Origin of the sequence: Streptohalobacillus salinus, assembly GCF_003201605.1 — a bacterium.
Taxonomy (GTDB): Bacteria; Bacillota; Bacilli; order Bacillales; family Amphibacillaceae; genus Streptohalobacillus; species Streptohalobacillus salinus.
In genome coordinates, this window is the sequence record NZ_QJJR01000006.1 from 1 (window position 1) to 18,526 (window position 18,526).

Genomic DNA, 18,526 nt, shown 5'->3' on the forward strand with positions numbered 1-18,526 from the left:
GTTTTCTATATTTAAACAGAAAAAATGGTGCCAGTGAATATATTTTAATGGGTCATAACTGACGCATCAAAATCCCTTCACCAACACCAAATATTATACAGCCACAAAACAACGATTAACTCAGCTCAAACATCCCTGCTGAAAGTTGATAATATTTTCCGCGTTGTTCAATTAATTGGTCATGATCTCCGCGCTCAATAATTTCACCCTGCTCCAACACCATAATCGCATTTGCTGAACGTACAGTCGACAGACGGTGCGCAATAATAAAGGATGTTTTTCCCTCCATTAATCGGTCCATCCCTTTTTGGATCAACCCTTCTGTTCGTGTATCGATTGAAGATGTTGCTTCATCAAGAATCAACACAGGTGTTTCCGCAACAGCCGCCCGGGCAATCGCAAGTAATTGCCGTTGGCCTTGAGAAAGGTTATTACCATCTGATTTTAATTCAGTTTGATAACCCTCTGTTAAATGTCCGATGAATGTATCTGCATTGGCAAGTTTTGCTGCTGCAATCACTTCTTCATCGGTCGCATCTAACCGGCCATAACGAATATTTTCCATAACTGTCCCTGTAAACAAGTGTGTATCTTGCAGAACCATCGACAGCGCTCGACGTAAGTCTGGCTTTTTAATGCGATTGATTTCAATCCCATCAACAGTCACTGCTCCACTTGGGATATCATAGAATCGGTTGATAAGATTCGTAATGGTCGTCTTCCCTGCCCCCGTAGAGCCAACAAAAGCAATTTTCTGACCCGGCTTTGCATAGAGTGATATGTCATTTAAAACCGTTTTATCCTTTTCATAACCAAAAGTTACATGATCAAACACGACACTACCGCGTACGTGCACTAACTTACCGTTATCTTTCCAGGCATACTCACCGGTACGCTCATTCACTTCAACCCATGTATCTTCTGCTTTTTTAACAGATACCATTGTAACCGTACCTTCATCAAACTCCGGTTTTTCATCAATCACCTTAAAAATCCGTTCTGCACCCGCGAGTCCTGTTAGAACCGCATTAATCTGTTGGGAAATTTGCATAATTGGTTGTGTAAATGTTCGGGTGAATTGTAGAAAGGCAATGACCGTACCTAATGTTAAGATACTATTGATTGCTAACAGCCCTCCAACCATAGCGGTAATCGAATATAAAATATACGATAAGTTACCCATAATCGGCATGAGTATATTCGCAAAAGTATTTGCACTTGTCGCACTCTGACGTAACCCTTCATTCAATACCTCAAACTCTTCAAGGACTTTCTCTTGACGCGAGAAAACTTTAATGACTTTTTGGCCTTCAATCATTTCTTCAATGTAGCCATTCACACCGCCAAGTTCTTGCTGTTGTTTCACGAAGAAAGCAGCACTTTTACCACCAATTACTTTCACGCTATATAACATAATCGCTAACATGACGACAACAATTAGGGTTAATTCCCAACTAAAGAAAATCATCATACTGAATACACCAACAACAGTCACAAGCGAATTCACAAAGTTAGTCACGCTGTTTGATAGCACTTGTCTTAGCGTATCAATATCGTTCGTAAACAGACTCATTGAATCCCCGTGCGTATGTGTATCATAGTATTTAAGAGGTAATGCTTCTAATTTTTTAAATAAATCAACCCTTATTTTGTAGAGGGTTCTTGTTGATACACCGACCATTAAACGGTTAAACACATACGTCGAAGCTGCACCGACTAAGTAAATAATTGCGACAACACCAATCACCGAAATGAAACCACGCATGAGCGCATCATTTGCATTTTCAGTTAACGGTGCAATGTAATCATCAATGATTGTTTGTAGGAATGAGATACCAATAACATTCGCAAGGGCACTAATTACTATCGTGATAAAGACAGCAAGCAGTATCCACTTATCTTCTTTCATATAAGCGGCAATGCGACCAACCGTTTCTTTTATGCTTGATGGTTTTCCCATCCCTTTTGGACCACCTGCGGGTCCGGTCATCGGTTTTGTTCGTTTAGCCATTGGTATTCACTCCCTTGCTTTGTGATTGATAAATTTCTTTATAGATTGCGTTATTGACAAGTAAGTTCTCGTGAGTATCAAAACCGTTGATGCGACCATCATCTAGCACGATAATCTTATCGGCATCAGAAACAGAGGTGACCCGTTGTGCAATAATCAATGTTGTTACATTTTCTAATTTCTCTTTAAAGACTGTCCGAATTGCTGCATCTGTTGCCGTATCAACTGCACTAGTAGAATCATCTAAGATAACCACTTTCGGTTGCTTTAATAAGGCGCGTGCAATCGTTAACCGTTGTTTTTGTCCACCTGAAACGTTCACGCCACCTTGACCTAGGTCCGTATCATAACCCTTAGGAAATGACATAATAAAGTCATGGGCTTGTGCTTGCTTTGCCGCTTCAATCACTTGCTCATCTGTCGCATCTTCATTTCCCCAGCGCAAGTTATCTTTGATGGTGCCTGAGAATAAAACATTATTTTGAAGTACCATCGCAACATCGTCACGTAATGTTTTTAGTCGGTATCGCTTCACATCATGACCACCGACACGCACTTCCCCATTTAAGACGTCATAAAGTCTTGGGATTAATTGAACCAAGGTTGTTTTAGACGAACCGGTTCCACCAATAATCCCGATGGTTTCGCCCGACTCAATTGTTAAATTAATATCCGATAAGACTAAATTGTCAGCATCATCTGTGTAGCTAAAGTCCACATGATTAAAAACAATCTGTCCATCATTTAAGGTTAATGACGGATCACTTCCCTCATCACTAAGGACCGGTTCTTCATCTAACCCTTCAATGATTCGAGAATAAGATGCGCGTGAAATAATAATCATAATGAAAATCATTGAAATCATCATTAAAGAGATTAAGACTTGCATAATATACATAATAAAACTCGACATTTCACCAATATTAAACGTGCCGCTGATGACCATATTCCCGCCAAACCAAAGAATCGCAACCACACTTGTGTAAATGGTTAACTGCATGATCGGCATATTTAAAATTACGAGTTTTTCTGCGCTTAACTGCGCATCGCGTACGCGCTTTGCATTTTCAACAAAACGTTCCTCTTCATGTTTCTCCCGAACAAATGCTTTAACGACACGAATATTGACGATAAAATCTTGAACTTTTTCATTCAAGCCGTCATATTTTTCTAACATATCTAAGAAACGAGGGAAGGCGTTTTTCCCAATTAAATAGAGTGTTAGTGATAACACAGGAATTGAAATCAAGAATATTAATGACAGACGCGGGTTAATAGAAATTGCCATGATTGTCGCACCAAGCAACATAATTGGTGCCCGAATTGCCATCCGGATAATCATCATAAATGCATTTTGTGTGTTTGTCACATCTGTGGTAAGTCGAGTAACCAATGAGGCTGTCGTGAACTTATCGACATTCGCAAACGAATAGGTTTGAATTTTTTCAAACAATCCGGAACGAATATTTTTAGCAAAGCCCATCCCCGCTATCGCGGCATACTTTCCGCTTAGTGCCCCAAAAATAAGCGCAACAATAGCCATTAAAATCATTAATAGACCCATGCGCACGGTATAACTCATCCCACCTTCACCTTGGATGCCATAATCGACAATTCGCGCCATCAAAAATGGAATCATTAATTCCAAAATCACTTCAAAAATTACCATTATTGGTGTAAGAATGGTCGCCTTTTTATACTCACCTAAAAAGGGTAACAACTTTTTAATCATTTTCTTTCCCCCACTCTACTTTTTACAGACGTCATGATCTTGGTTTAAATTAGCTAAAATCTCTTTGAGATAACCAAGCACAACTTCTTTCTTTTCTTCAGACATTCCTCTAAATAATTTCTTTTCCATTTCTTGTTTGTGTTCAAAGAATTTCTTTAACACATTAAAACTTTGATCAGTTAGATGAATGATTTTATTTCTTGCATCAGTTTCACTTTTTACTCGCTCGATAAATCCTTTTTCTTCTAAACGTTTCAAAAGCCCTGTGACCGTTGGGTTGGTCAAATGAAAATGTTCTTCGATATTTTTTTGGTTTAAGGCATTTTGATGGTGATGCGCATGGCCCAGAAACAAAAGGATATCACCTTGAGAAGCTGTTAAGTTATGTGTTTCAAACAAACTCTTTTTCTCACGTTCGAGTGCAAAGTGCACAAATCGTATGTATAAAATGATATCATCTGGCACTAAGATTCCTCCTTCAAAATAATAGATAGCATGCTATCTATTTACATAGCATGCTATCTATTATTGCCTATACCCAATAACTTGTCAATATATTTCCTCAAGGACTGCCAAGTTTTCTTAGCTTTTTTTTCAGACAGACTTTTCACTTTTTAATGCCACCGTCATCTTCTTAAACCTTACGCTGTTTTAAAAATTTAAACCCTAGATACATTCAATTTTTCATTTGTTTCTTCACCTTTTTCTCACCAGTAATTAGGTGAGGATCAAATCATGTAGTTAGCAATTATACAATACAGGGCACATAGTCATCGTTTATCAAAATAAAGAGTTATGCATAAAAAACGCACAACTCTTCGTTATTGATGAAACATTTGTTATAGTTTTTCTAAATTGTAAATGTGACCGCCTCACCAAGTGCAACAATCTTACTTTCGGCGTGATGGCCAACATCAAATGTACGGCTTAGTGGTGTGTTTATTTCTTGTAGATAAGGGGCAATTAATTGCTCAACCGCTTTCGGGTTGACTTGATCAAGTTCTGAGAATCGTCCTAATATTAACCCATTGATCTCTTGATAGGCACCAAGTTGATTTAATTGTTCGAAAAAAGTCGCAATCCGATTTTCATCGCCACTATTGGACTCAAGTAATAAGACTTTGTTATGTAACGACGGAAAATAAGGTGTTCCTGCTAATTTTAATAGGCAGCGAATATTTCCGCCAACTAGCTCCCCACTTACTTGGTCGAGCGCTTTAGAATGATAGTCAAGCGGAACGAGGCCTTTACCAAACAGCTGCTCTTTAATGCACTCGCGTTCTGTCTCAGTTAACTCTGCCAGCATCAAAATTTGAAATAAGAAAACTGGATGCGCCATCCGTTCCCGGGCTGGGTTCAAAAACACGGTCACATCACTGTAGCCAAAGAAAGGCTTTCGGTACTGTGCACACGTTTCGAAATCAAAATAGGGTAAAACCTGATTGGCTAAATCGCCACCTGACACATCAAAAATCGCTTTAATTTCTTCATCTTGATAGACGTCTTCTAAATGTTTAGCACGTACTTTAGCCGGTGCCGTTTGGCCATTTGCTAAAAAAATATGCGGCGACATTTTGACCGTTAATCCAAAATCTTCAAGGTTGGCAACCACCTTAGCCACCTTCCCGCGTTCTGATTCTTTTCTACCGTTTGAAAGTCCGACAAATGCAACTGTGTCGCCTCTATTCAGCATGTTTAATCGCCCTTTCATCAATAAGTGTCTGCAAGTAATCTAATAAATGCACTTCCATCTTTGCTTGACCAGGGAGGGGAAAGCAATGTTCAACTTGTCTGGCAGCCTCGATGTATTTACGCGCTGCCGGAATATCGTCTTGCCAATACGCGACATATGCTTGTACACGTCGTCCATTTAAATCTTGATCTTTGGATACCTTCTTTTTCACTTCATCGATATAGAGATTGATTGTTCGAAGATCATTCGTCAAAATACCAAAGGTCACCACTTCATAGTAAATAGCTATTTTAAATACTTCTGGGTATTGATTAATGTTTGTGAGGATTTTATCAATACCTTCCTTCATTGCCTCAACATCTAATTGATCCAGCGCTTGATAATAGGAATAAATCATTAAAGTAGGGTTCTCGATTTCTCCCTCAACTTGTAAAGACAATTCACGCGGTCGTACACCCCCGCGTAAAGCTACTGCAAATTTAGTTGTCGCAAAAATTGCTTTTGTCTCTCGATTCGGTCGCAATAATCCAAACATATACGCGCCATCTGTAATCAATTGTTGTTTCGTTTTAAAAGGAAATAAGTTAACAAGCGCGACAATCACACTTAGCGCAATGAATAGAACAAAAAATAATTGCAAATAACCGTCACTAGACAAAGCAAATGGAACTGCGATTAAACCACTAAGAAGATTAAAAAGAATCCCTCCGCCGTAATACCAAATATGACGCTTAGCTACTGGATTGGCTTCTTGATCTGGCAGCATTGCACATAGCCCGCTGTAGCCCTTATTTCTCTCGATATGAAACCGCATTTTCCCGTTTTCTTTTTTAAAAGCTAAAAAGCTAACTCGATACATTAAAAGTTCATAGTTTAACATTTTACCCATCACATAGTGTCCAAATTCATGGACAGTGACCAACAAGAAATAAACGATAACAAAAAGGACGACCGTGACTATGATATCGACGAATGACCAAGTAAAACGGAAGACACCGGATAAAGTGTCACCCATTGTAAAGCCTAATACACCACCAATGATGGCAAAGAATAAATAAAATAAGACCCACCGTTTTTTACTCATCTGTTGTTCTCCTTAGTTATATTGATGTACTTTAGTCTCAGCTAACCACGCTTTCAAGCGCTCACTTTCACGCTTTCCTGCCATAAAGCCAGCATCGTGCAAATCATTCAAACGCTCCGGATCTTTTTCAGTTCGCTTGACTTGTTCATGCCCTTTCGGTCGAATGACAAATACTTTTCTTTCTTTTTCCAATTGATCAATGCGATCAAGCTGTTGGTTATAAACAATGTGACGGTTAATTAGCGCTTCAACAAGTTTGGGGTATTTGCGGTAAACAAATTTTGACGTATATTTTAAACGAAATGGTTTTTTTCGATACCCTTTTGGACGTGTTAGCACGATAACATGACGCTTATAGCCATCCGCAATCGCTTTATCAATCGGGATCGGATCAATAATCCCTCCGTCAAGCAATGTCATTCCATCAATTTCAATGGGAACGCCTACTAATGGCAAGCTACTTGAAGCCTTAACCGCTTCAATGATACGATCCGTTTGATTATGGTTGTTTTCAAAATAAACCGGTTGGCCCGTTTCACAGTCCGTCGTTGGGACGACGAATGTTTCTTTCGCTTGTCCGAATCGCTGAAAATCAAAAGGAACGAGTTCGTTAGCAATATCCTTAAAAAGAAACTCCATGTTAAACATTCCTTTGCCGTTTATCAAATGTTTGACATGCAAATATCTCGGATCATTGGCAAAGTTAACGTTTATGTAACGGCTTCTATCTGGTTGCCTAGAAAGGTAGCTTAACGCATTACATGCCCCAGCAGATACACCAATCACATATGGGAAAAATAAATCGTTCATCATCATTTGGTCAAGCACACCAGAGGTGTATACCCCGCGCATGCCTCCACCTTCGAGTACTAAACTAACATCATCCATCAAACTCCTCCTTAGAAATACTAGTCTTTACCAATTATAGCAAACTCGACAGCGTTTAACCAATAAGCACATTTTTTATTTTTACGCCATTATCATGGTTGCTTTTTATACATTCAAGCTATAAAGAATGCCATTAGAAAAGACACTTCCAATTGTCAGAAGTGTCTTTTCTAAAGTTTACACTACCCTCTATGACCTTATTGTCGTCCAGAACGTTACATCGCCCTTTACGGTTGCATGGCACCGAACAGGACAAGCCAAGCGAGAATTGACTTCGCGACGAGACTTAAAATAATGTAGACTCGCTCCCCGTAGAGGTAATCCTTCCACTTGCCCACTTTCTTATATTGCAAAATCATGTTAACTGGAAACGAATTAAACGCAATAAAGTAAGTAACTAGAATCGCCCAGACAAACCAAGGAACTTGATCAAAATTACCGGTTCCAAACATATAAATAAAAATTGCAATCCAAGGCGCAATGCCGGCAATTGATCCCCAAACAAATGGTCCCCATTGAACATTATCTTTTCCTCTATTGACATTGAGTTGCTCCATAACAAGACCAAATAAGTTCATCGTTGCATTTACAATGAAAATAAGTATTAAGGATGCAATATCGTAAATACCGAATAATGTAGCAATTAACACAATCATGATTGATGAACTAAGGGCGTACTCAAACCAACGAAACTTATTTATGCCTTTTTCCAAATCACGATTATATATCGCATTAGTCTTCTTAGGAATAGCAATGATTGCATGAGCTACGGCTGATATTAATAAAAACATACTTACCATTATCCCAAATGGAAGTTCAAATAGAACATCTGAGGTTACCTCGAGCGAAGCGGTTTCAGGGTTAAACATTAAATAAAATTGCGTGATTTCTGGGGTGAATTCTGAGATAGTCTGTATGACCGTTGTTGCAAGAAACAACATCACAAGCGCCTGGATTAAGTGAAAGCCACCCATAATTAAATTAAAACGACGGAGCTTGTTGTAGCGATTACTTTTCATAATTTTTCCCTCCTTATGTGAATGAATAGTTAGTAATTCCCTACCTCTCATCATATAAACATACATTAACGATTAATTGACAAGCGGTTAACTACTTGATTAATCATATCATTTTTTTCGTTCTCTTCCCGTTCATGAATCACTTCCATTGCACCGTATAAAGCCCAGCTAAGCATCGTTGCTTCGATTCGTACCACCTTTTCTGACTCGTTCTTCGCTCGAAGAACGTCAACAAACGCATCTGTCAATCTCGCCTTTATCGCTTGTTCAATTTGGTCATAAAAAGTCTGCTCATTCTCTGCACAACGATCTGACAAATAACTTTTGACGGAAAGCAGGGTATGTAATACATGTTTCAAAGCTCTTTGATCAACAGTTTCCATTGTCTCAAATGGTTTTAAGACATGCGTCATTAACTGATCTTCTAGTGCAAAAGTAAGTAAAGCGTCCTTATCTCTAAAGTGATAATAAAAGGTTGCACGATTAATTTGTGCCTTCTCTGCGATATCTTTCACACTCATCTTATCGATTGATTTCTCAGCTAATAAATCAAAAAAAGCTTGAATGATCATGCGACGCGTTCTTAAAATGCGGGGATCTAATTTATCGGGCATAGCAATGGTCTCCATTTCATAACACTGTATTTTTAAAAAAGTTAAAATTTCCAAGTCGTTTTATTTGTCTTGAATTAAAGATAATACTATACTATTCATTGTATCGCATAACGGCTTTTTTTAAAAACTTTATGCATAACAATATTTTATCTAAATGGAGGATTTAATTTTATGAATTTATTAGTTGTTAAAGCAAACAACCGCCCATCTACACAAGCTACATCACCAAAAATGTACGATGCATTCATCGAGGAAGTAAACAAAAACGACCAAGTGAACGTTACCGTCTATGATGTTTACGAAGAAAAAATGCCCTACTTAGGCCAAGAAATCTTTGATGCATACGTTAAATTAGAAGGCCACGAACAATTAACTGAAGCGGAAAATCACTTATTTACTGAACAATCAAAAGTTCGTGAATTATTTGAAGCAGCTGATGCCGTTGCCTTTGTTTTTCCGTTATGGAACTTAACAATCCCAGCCAAATTACAAACATTTGTTGATTATGTGTTCTCAGCTGGTTTCACATTTAAATATGATACTGAAGGTAACATGATTCAGCTTATGCCAGAAAAGAAAATCATTCTCCTAAACGCACGTGGTGGTGTATATTCAACACCAGAGATGCAACCAATGGAAATGGCTGTTAACTACATGCGCACGTCATTTGGTGGCGTTATGGGTATGGAAATCATTAATGAAGTTATTATTGAAGGACATAACCAAGATCCGTCTAAAGCAGAAGAAATTATTGCTGAGGGACTAGAAAAAGTAAGAGAAGCAGCTAGAAACTTAAAATAATATTTATAAAGATATTAAACAACCCACACATTGCTACCAATGTGTGGGTTGTTTGATATCTTCAGCCCCATTTTCAACAAAGACGTTCCATTAAACGAGATACTGCTTCCAATTACCCTCCGGCGTTGTGTATTGAATCACACTTTTACCGGTAGCTAAATCGACATCAAGAATCGCCTCAGACTTGGAATGTTTCCAAGCTAAAGAAATGGCATGATCTTCCGTTTCATTAACCGTAAATACACCGTCAAATGCCTCGTGTTCATTGCGAAACTCAATTAATTTCATCAGACGGCTTACAACCGGTTTCTTTAGTGCTGAATTAACGTCCTCAACCGTAAAATTCTCACGATTTATTTCACGTCCATCACCTGTTTCTTTCATCTTTTCTTCATTATTTTTACCAGCTAGTAAACCGACATAATACACTTGTGGAATACCAGGTGTAAAAAATTGAAGCGCGCGTGATGATAAATAGCGCTCATCATCTTCATTCAGTACTGAATAATAAGTACAACGAATTTGGTGAACATCAAAACCGTCTACATCTTTATGGTCGTCTGATTTAATCAAGCTTAAATTCGAACCGCGTGCAATCGTTTCATCAATGAGTGATCTTGCTTCTTTTGTATCAATTAATCCATCCAAATCTGGTTTAACGGGAATACCATCATGACAGTCCAGCATCGTAAATTGCCGTTCTGGTCTTACTTTAAGATATGCTTTAAGTGCTGTTGATTGTTTATTAATCATTGCTTCTAATATGCGGTAAGGTAAAATAAAATCATAAATCCAGAATCCATGTTCACTTAATTTAGTTTGAATGGAATGGTGGGCATGCACTTCAGGAAGTAATTCAATGTCCATCTCATCAGCCAGCGCTTTTATCCAATCTAAAAATTCATAGATATCCGGTTCTACAAAGAAACAGCTTGTGCCTAATTTTTTAATGATATAGCCAACCGCATCTAATCGAACAATACTCACATTATTGGCTTTGAAGTTTAAAAAGAATTCACGAAATAATGCTCTAACCTTTGTTGAATGTATATCAAGATCAATTTGTTCTGAGGGATCTGTTTTTCCAAAAGTCGTCCAAACACTTTCCATTTCACCACTTTCCTCAATTTCAAAAGTGGAGTAGGGCAATTCACGCCGTAAGAACATCTTATCAATATCTTCTTGATTCGGTTTTCCATCTGCCCAAATTTTATCCAAAGTTATAAAGTAATCCGCATACGCCGAATGACGACCTTTTCTCAGAAAATCTTGAAAATAAGGCGATTGCTTAGAAATATGATTAACCATTAAATCTAGTAGGACATCGCGTTGTTCACCGATGCGCCTTATATCATCCCAGTCTCCAAAGTTAGCGTCGATCTTCAAATAATCGATCGGAGCAAAACCGCGATCACCTGATGAAGGAAATGGCGGTAAAATATGCACGCCACCTTTAAATAGCGCATTGAGTTGATGATTTAATAGTTCATTTAATGTTTTTAAATCTCCACCTAACGAATCTGGGTAAGTAATCAGTTGTACTTTATTTTTTAATGTCATTTTTATCCTCCCTTACAATCGTTCTGTCATCATGGTTTGTAATAATGTATAGTGCGGTAAATCAGCAATTGCACCCATATGTGCGAGTTTAAAGGCGCTAGTTAATAAACCAAGTTCAATTGATTCATGAACGGTTTCATCTTGTGTAATACCGGTATAAAACCCCGACCAAAACGCGTCTCCCGCACCCGTTGTATCAACGACAGTTTTCGCTTTTGATTGATAATAATTTTTCTCTCCATTTTGAGAAATAACCGCGCCCTTCGCACCAATGGTCATCATTACGAAAGGACAGCCAAGCGCGTGAAATTTATCGATTTGATTTTCAACAGTGTCAGGTCCAAAGATACGTTCCGCATCATCTTCGGACGGCTTAATGACATCAACTCGACCAATCATATCTTTAATGATTGCGATACCGTCTTCATCATCTTGCCAAAGGCCCGGATGGTAATTTGGATCAAAACCGATTAATGCACCTGCGTCCCTTGCCTCTACAATCACTTCATAAACAAGACGACGAGCATCTCGATTGGACATCGGCCAAGAAGAAAAATGCACAATTTTGGTGTTTTGAATTGCAAGCTTTAATTGGTCAGTCATTAAAAACTGATGATCAGCTCCTCGATAAAAGGTCGGTACTGGTGTCCCTTTACTTTTATTTATCACCACCATACTGGTTGGTAAAGTTGCTCGCTGCATCAAGCTTGTGTCCAACTGTTGTTTTTTAAGATGATCAATGAGGAAGTCACCGAAGCGATCATTGCCAACAGCTGCACATAGCTGTGAGTGTCCACCCAACCGACTTACATTCATTGCTAAGTTAGCTGGAGAGCCACCATAATAAGCATGAAATTGATTATTTTTAGTTAAACCTTCATAACTGTCAGATATCATATCAATTAGTATTTCACCGATAGCTAGTACGTCAATCTTCTTATAGTTAAAATAAAACATATCTTTTGATTGCACATTTTCACCCCCTCCGATTATTCCTCATCATATATACACGTGCCTCAAACGGTTTGAACGTCCAAGGAATTGATTCTTCTTTACTCGGATAATTACTAAGGAGCAACTCTCTTTCTTCTGTTAGAATAGCCGGTTGTTGAATTTTAACAACCTCCTCGGTTAAGTTAACCATCACTACACTAATCGTATCTTCTAGCGTTCTTGAGTATACAAACATGTTTGGATGATTCTCTAAATATAACTGGTAACTGCCATAAGTAAAGACCTCTCGGCTCTTCTTTAGCTTAATCAGTTTTTTATAGAAGTTCAAAATGGAGTTTGAATCTTTCAACTGATCATTAACGTTAATCTCTTTATAATTTGGGTTAACATTTAACCAAGGGTGCACTTTTGAGAATCCTGCGTAAGTATCATCGCTCCATTGCATTGGTGTTCTTGAATTATCACGGCTTGTTAGCCATATTAATTCCATTAATTCAGACGCATCAACGCCTTCTTTGACTTTATTTTTATACATGTTTTTATCTGCGATATCATTGTAATCATCAATCGACGGGAATTTAACATTTGTCATTCCAATTTCTTGGCCTTGATAAATAAACGGTGTACCCTGCATTAAAAAGTAAACAGTAGCCAGTGCTGTTGCGCTCTCGTACCAATAGACTTTATCGTTTCCCCACACCGAAACTTTTCTAGGTTGGTCATGATTTTCAATAAAAAGTGCGTTCCATCCTTTATTTTCTAACGCTTTTTGCCATTTAGATAAAATTTTCTTAAATGCAACCAGGTCAAACTCTGCTTTATTTTTCGGATCCCACAATTCCATGTGTTCAAATTGAAACACCATATTGAATGCCCCATTTTCTTCACCAATCCATTGGTCCAGATCCTGTTCATCCTCGACTTTTACTCCGTTAGCCTCACCAACAGTCATGATATCGTAATTATCAAACGTTTCTTTTTTTAATTCTGATAGATAATCATGTATCCCAGTAACATTCATATGTCGTTCCAGAGAATATACATATTGTTTTTCGGAAGGATTCGGTAAATCGGTAAAATCGGTCTTGTGAATATGACTAATCGCATCTACCCTAAACCCATCAATACCTTTTTCAAGCCACCAATTAATCATGTCATACAATTCGCTTCTGACTTCTCTGTTTTTCCAATTTAAATCAGGTTGCTTTTTCGAAAAGATATGAAAGTAATATTGCTTACTTTCTTTATCATATTCCCAAATAGAACCCCCAAAGATACTTTCCCAATTGTTAGGCTCCTTGCCGTTCTTACCCTCTCTCCAAATGTACCAATCTCGTTTTTCACTATCTTTAGATGACTTAGACTCAATAAACCATGGATGTTCATCACTAGTATGGTTGATCACTAAATCTAAAATTAATTTCATCCCTCTAGCATGAACTTCCTCTAATAACTCATCAAATTCCTTCATTGAACCGAACTCTGGTAAAATAGCTTGATAATCACTAATATCATAGCCATTATCGTCATTAGGCGATTCATACATCGGCGATACCCATATCACGTCAATTCCTAAATCTTTTAGATAGTCTAATTTCGAAATTATTCCTTTAATGTCACCAACGCCATCACCATTTGTATCCTTGAAACTACGTGGATATATCTGATAAACGACGGCTTCTTTCCACCATTGCTTATTCAAATTCAATCTCCCCTTAATCAACATCTTTTAAAAATCATTTATATTCTAGACAATCAGAATTCGTGGCGCGTTTAACTGTTTTACTTAACTGCTCCATCTGAAACGCCTTCAATAATTTGCTTTTGCGCAAAGAAGTAACCCGCTACCACTGGAATAATTGCTAAAGTCAATCCTGCTAAAGCCAAGTGCCATTGTTTCGTATATTGTCCAAAGAAAAAGAACATTCTTAACGGAATAGTTGCTGTTTCTTGGCTCAATACTAAATTAGGTAGTAAAAAATCATTCCAAATCCAAATCGTATTCAAAATCGCAACGGTCACCGAAATTGGTTTAAGTAGCGGAAAAATAATTTTAATGAAAATTTGAAATCGGTTGGCACCATCAATTGTTGCTGCTTCATCTAGTGAAGCAGATATACCAGTCATAGCTCCGTGATAAAGGAATATTGATAGACTGCAACCAAAACCTAAATACATAAAAATCAATCCGACTGGATTCAACATATTTGCTTTACCAAACATAGAAACAAGCGGGATCATTACCGATTGAAAAGGAATCAACATTGCTGCTACAAATACAAGCAATAAGGTTGAGCTTAATCTACTTTTATTTCTTGAGAGTGCATATCCCGCCATTGAAGAAAAGAAAATAATTATTGATATGCTCACAACAGTAATAACTGTTGAGTAGAACAAAGAATTAAGAAAATTCAATTCTGTAAAAGCTTCTTTAAAATTCGCTAAATTGAATGATGATGGGAAGCCAATGACGTCTCTAAAAATATCTACTTTTGATTTAAATGCATTAGATATCATTAAATAAAACGGGACCACCCAAAGCAATGCCAGTATGATGCCGATTACTTCTAAAAAAAATCTTTTTTTAGTTTTTCTCATTATAAATCGACCTCTCTCTTTTTGTTGTAGTACACTTGCGAAAGAGCTATTACTGCAATAATAATAAAGAATATAACAGCTTTAGCTTGTCCATAAGCTAACTGATTTCTAGTATATGCTGTCCGAACGATATCCATTGCTACCATTTGAGTCGATCCAAATGGTCCACCTTCTGTAAGTGATAAATTCTGATCATATATCTTAAACGCATTTGAAAGCGTCAAAAACATACTTACTGTGAAAGCAGGTGCTACTAGAGGAAAAGTGATATGTCTGAAGCGTTGCAAACTTGACGCTCCATCAATATCGGCCGCTTCATTCAATTCATTAGGAATATTTTGAAGATATGCGATATAGATAATCATAATGTAGCCTGACATTTGCCAAATCGTTAAAATTACCAATCCCCAAAATCCAGTATTTGTAGTCGATAGCCACCCTTGAAGTGATGGAATCCCAAGTGACTGACCAATTTCTCCAAATACATTAATAAAAACAAACTGCCATATAAAACCTAATATTAATCCACCGATAAGGTTCGGCATAAAGAAAATAGTTCTCAAAAAATTGCTGGATTTTAATTTTTGTGTAACTAAAATAGCTAAACCTAGACCAATAATATTCAATAAAATAACAGCCACAATAGAAAATAAAGTCGTAAACTTTAATGCATCAATAAAGGTTTCATCCTTGAGGATATTTAGATAGTGCTCAAAACCAACAAATTTAGTAACGGTTAAACCGTTCCAATCAGTAAATGAATAATAGGTACCGATTATTAGTGGGATAAACACAACAATGGCTAGCGCTAAAAGTACAGGTGTTAAAAACAACCAAAATGATAGATCTTTATTCTTCATTTGTCTTCCCCCTCAATCAAGTAATAAATAGAAGAAAGCCAACAAAGCCAATAAAGCTATGTTAGCTTTCATCTTCAATTAGTTACGTCCTTCTTCCCATTTCTCGGTAGCATTTGTTAAAACATCTTCCCACTCTAATCCATCAGCAATATATTCTTGCATGAATTCACCTAATAAATCTCCCCAAGAATTGCTTGGGAACCCATTGAATACCCAACCAATTGTCTCACCAGCTTCAGAATATCTAAAAATTTCTTTGGAAATAGGGTCGTTAATCATGTCTGCACTGTATCCTTCATATGCTGGAATAAAGTTAAACTCTGACGTAACGGTTTCTTTACCTACCTCAGAGGTATTCATCCAATCTAAAAAGTCTTTAGCGGCTTGAACGGTTGCCTCGTCTTTATTTTTATTCACACCCCAATAATTTGGTACACCCACTGGTAACTTTCCTTCTAATCCTTCAACAGGAATAGGAAGAATACCAAGATTTTGAGCTAAGTCTGGATCCATCTGTTCAACAGAAGGATAAATCCAGTTCCCTTGTTGAATCACTGCAACTTGCCCTAGCGAGAAATATTGCTCTACTTGTTGTGAGTAATCAATATTTAACGTCGGTTGAACAGAATATTCCACCTGTAAATCAAGCATTCTTTTCAGCTCATCGCCACGCTCAAAAGTTACTGTGTCAGCATTATACGCCTCAAGAATATTATTATTAAACTCAGGTGCCAAGTAAGCATTAGCTAAGTGTGCACCAATAATCCAACGTTCTTTAGCACCTAGCGCATTTACTGCGACAATACCTAAATCATCTTTTTGACTATCAATTGTGCTAAACGCATTTTCTAAGTCTTCATAGGTCATAATTGATGAAGCATCAACGCCAGCATTCTCAAAAATTTCTTTATTATAGATATAACCATAACCTTCAAGGTTATAAGGTAATCCTAATACAGCATCACCATCTCTTACAGAATCTAGGGTTCCCTCAAAAGCAAGTTGAGCCGATTCAGTGTCTGATAAATCTGCTAAGTAATCTTTGAACTGTTCTGCTTCAGTTGGACCTGCAATACTGAAGATTTCTGGCTCATCGCCCGAAGAAAATCTAGTTTTTAGTGATCCAATATAATCCGAACCTCCACCAACAGCAACGAACTCAATATTTACGTTTGGATTTTCTTCTTCGTAAACTTCTACCATCGCTTCAAATTGATCTTTAATTTCTACTTTACCTTGAAAAACATTAATGGTAATTTGTTCTTCACCTGAAGTATCATCACCATTTGCATTACTTTCACTTGAACCATCGCCACCACAAGCAGCAAGAACTAAAACAGCTAACAACAATACAATAAGACCTTTTAAATGTTTACTCATTTTTTTACCCCCTATTTTTTGTAAGCGTTCACAAATCAATTTAAAAAAATACATTAACACCGCCAGCTTTATTTAAATAGCTGATCATCTCCTTCATTTTTTTGTATTTCTTTAATGATTTAATCTTAGCATCATCATAATTATATGTCAAACGTTTTCATAAATTTTTATTAAAAAAATACAACAAAAAAACCCTACAAATCAACGATTCAAAAATAAAAGTTAAAAAAACGCACTAGATAAACTTAATTAAATAGCTTTATAAAGTCTTATATATGAAAACCTTTAACATATGTTATACTAAAAGAAATATTAAAAAAAAAACGAGGAATGTCACATGGCTGGAATTAAAGATGTCGCAAAAAAAGCTGGTGTATCGGTAACAACCGTTTCACGGGTGATGAATAACCGTGGATACATTGGTGAAGAAACTCGTAAAAAGGTAGAAGAGGCTATAAAAGCGCTGGATTATTCACCAAACCAAATCGCTCGATCATTACTTTCTAATCAATCACATCTAATTGGTTTAATCGTACCCGAGATTAGACACCCCTTCTTTAGCGAAATGATGCACTGGGTAGAGTACTATGCAAGTTTGAAAAATTATAAAATAATCATTTGTAACTCTGTTAATGATAAAGAGAAAGAACAAGGGTATCTACAAATGTTAAAAGAGCACAGAGCTGACGGAGTGATTATGTGCAGCCATACTTTAGATACTGAAGTTTATCAAAATCTTACCATCCCTATTGTCTCTTTTGATCGCATCATCTCTACTAAAATACCTTATGTCGCTAGTGATAATTATCATGGCGGGGAGATTGCCACACATCACCTTATCGAACAAGGCTGTAAGAAGTTATTACATATTTCCGGTCCACTTGACTTTGAGATGCTATCCAATCGGCGCTTTGACGCATTTCAAATGACCGCAAACCGCCATGATATCGAATGGAAAGTTATCGAGGGGGCAAATGTAGATGCGACATTTGAAGAAAATTATCGCTTTATTGAAGAAGAGGTCGGCACCTTACTTTCAGAATTTGATGGCGTCTTTTGTAGTAATGACTTGATGGCTTACGCTTTAGCTATTTATGCATCAAGAAATAACATCCCTGTGCCTGATCATTTGAAAATTATTGGTTATGATTACCATAGTTTTACACGTATGCTTCAAACACCTAAACTCACAACGATTAGGCAACCCATTGAGCTTCTCGCAAAACAGTTAGTGCGATCTCTAATAAAACGCATTGAAAATAACGAAAAAAATATAGATGAACGAACAATTTTTGATATTGAGCTTATCCAAGGAGAGACCACATAAAAAAA

At 37.2% G+C, this 18,526-nt stretch carries 16 protein-coding genes; 2 read left to right on the forward strand and 14 right to left on the reverse strand.

Going from position 1 to position 18,526, the window contains the following annotated elements; translation table 11 throughout:
• Nucleotides 1-115: 115 nt before the first annotated feature.
• From DES38_RS06535 to DES38_RS06570, 8 genes are all read right to left on the reverse strand, one after another.
• Nucleotides 116-2,011, reverse strand: a complete 1,896-nt coding sequence (locus DES38_RS06535; RefSeq protein WP_110251308.1) for an ABC transporter ATP-binding protein — start codon at nucleotides 2,009-2,011, stop codon at nucleotides 116-118.
• On the reverse strand, nucleotides 2,004-3,743 hold the full coding sequence (locus DES38_RS06540) for an ABC transporter ATP-binding protein (protein WP_110251309.1): 1,740 nt from the start codon (nucleotides 3,741-3,743) through the stop codon (nucleotides 2,004-2,006). Before DES38_RS06540 ends, DES38_RS06535 begins: the two co-directional genes overlap by 8 nt.
• Before the next feature lie 15 nt (nucleotides 3,744-3,758).
• Nucleotides 3,759-4,208, reverse strand: coding sequence for a MarR family winged helix-turn-helix transcriptional regulator (locus DES38_RS06545; RefSeq protein WP_110251310.1), 450 nt, complete (start codon nucleotides 4,206-4,208; stop codon nucleotides 3,759-3,761).
• Between the two features lie 385 nt (nucleotides 4,209-4,593).
• A complete protein-coding gene (locus DES38_RS06550; RefSeq protein WP_170114355.1) occupies nucleotides 4,594-5,436 on the reverse strand; it encodes an LD-carboxypeptidase in 843 nt (280 codons plus the stop codon).
• Nucleotides 5,426-6,520 (reverse strand): M50 family metallopeptidase, encoded by a 1,095-nt coding sequence (locus DES38_RS06555; RefSeq protein ID WP_110251312.1) that lies wholly within the window; start codon nucleotides 6,518-6,520, stop codon nucleotides 5,426-5,428. The genes DES38_RS06550 and DES38_RS06555 overlap by 11 nt, the downstream gene beginning before the upstream one ends.
• A 12-nt stretch (nucleotides 6,521-6,532) precedes the next feature.
• Nucleotides 6,533-7,408, reverse strand: a complete 876-nt coding sequence (locus DES38_RS06560) for a patatin-like phospholipase family protein (protein WP_110251313.1) — start codon at nucleotides 7,406-7,408, stop codon at nucleotides 6,533-6,535.
• Between the two features lie 227 nt (nucleotides 7,409-7,635).
• On the reverse strand, nucleotides 7,636-8,427 hold the full coding sequence (gene heR, locus DES38_RS06565) for a heliorhodopsin HeR (RefSeq protein ID WP_110251314.1): 792 nt from the start codon (nucleotides 8,425-8,427) through the stop codon (nucleotides 7,636-7,638).
• Between the two features lie 65 nt (nucleotides 8,428-8,492).
• Nucleotides 8,493-9,041, reverse strand: a complete 549-nt coding sequence (locus DES38_RS06570; protein WP_170114356.1) for a TetR/AcrR family transcriptional regulator — start codon at nucleotides 9,039-9,041, stop codon at nucleotides 8,493-8,495.
• A 171-nt stretch (nucleotides 9,042-9,212) separates the two neighbouring features.
• Here DES38_RS06570 and DES38_RS06575 point away from each other — a divergent pair, with 171 nt between their 5' ends.
• A complete protein-coding gene (locus tag DES38_RS06575) occupies nucleotides 9,213-9,842 on the forward strand; it encodes an FMN-dependent NADH-azoreductase (RefSeq protein WP_110251316.1) in 630 nt (209 codons plus the stop codon).
• Between the two features lie 90 nt (nucleotides 9,843-9,932).
• Here DES38_RS06575 and gtfA read toward each other — a convergent pair whose 3' ends face one another.
• The 6 genes from gtfA to DES38_RS06605 all read right to left on the reverse strand — a co-directional run bounded on the left by gtfA (nucleotide 9,933) and on the right by DES38_RS06605 (nucleotide 17,194).
• Nucleotides 9,933-11,402: a sucrose phosphorylase gene (gene gtfA, locus DES38_RS06580; protein ID WP_110251317.1), complete on the reverse strand. Its 1,470-nt coding sequence runs from the start codon at nucleotides 11,400-11,402 to the stop codon at nucleotides 9,933-9,935.
• A gap of 12 nt (nucleotides 11,403-11,414) precedes the next feature.
• A complete protein-coding gene (locus DES38_RS06585) occupies nucleotides 11,415-12,374 on the reverse strand; it encodes a carbohydrate kinase family protein (RefSeq protein WP_245881977.1) in 960 nt (319 codons plus the stop codon).
• A gap of 4 nt (nucleotides 12,375-12,378) precedes the next feature.
• Complete coding sequence (locus DES38_RS06590; protein WP_110251318.1) at nucleotides 12,379-14,058, reverse strand: alpha-glucosidase; 1,680 nt, start codon at nucleotides 14,056-14,058, stop codon at nucleotides 12,379-12,381.
• Nucleotides 14,059-14,138: 80 nt separating this feature from the next.
• Nucleotides 14,139-14,954, reverse strand: a complete 816-nt coding sequence (locus DES38_RS06595) for a carbohydrate ABC transporter permease (RefSeq protein WP_110251319.1) — start codon at nucleotides 14,952-14,954, stop codon at nucleotides 14,139-14,141.
• Nucleotides 14,954-15,814, reverse strand: coding sequence for a carbohydrate ABC transporter permease (locus DES38_RS06600; protein ID WP_110251320.1), 861 nt, complete (start codon nucleotides 15,812-15,814; stop codon nucleotides 14,954-14,956). Before DES38_RS06600 ends, DES38_RS06595 begins: the two co-directional genes overlap by 1 nt.
• Nucleotides 15,815-15,892: 78 nt before the next feature.
• Complete coding sequence (locus tag DES38_RS06605; protein WP_110251321.1) at nucleotides 15,893-17,194, reverse strand: ABC transporter substrate-binding protein; 1,302 nt, start codon at nucleotides 17,192-17,194, stop codon at nucleotides 15,893-15,895.
• Nucleotides 17,195-17,531: 337 nt separating this feature from the next.
• Here DES38_RS06605 and DES38_RS06610 point away from each other — a divergent pair, with 337 nt between their 5' ends.
• Nucleotides 17,532-18,521 carry a LacI family DNA-binding transcriptional regulator gene (locus tag DES38_RS06610; RefSeq protein ID WP_110251322.1) on the forward strand — a complete coding sequence of 330 codons (990 nt, stop codon included), beginning with the start codon at nucleotides 17,532-17,534 and terminating at the stop codon, nucleotides 18,519-18,521.
• Nucleotides 18,522-18,526: the final 5 nt, after the last annotated feature.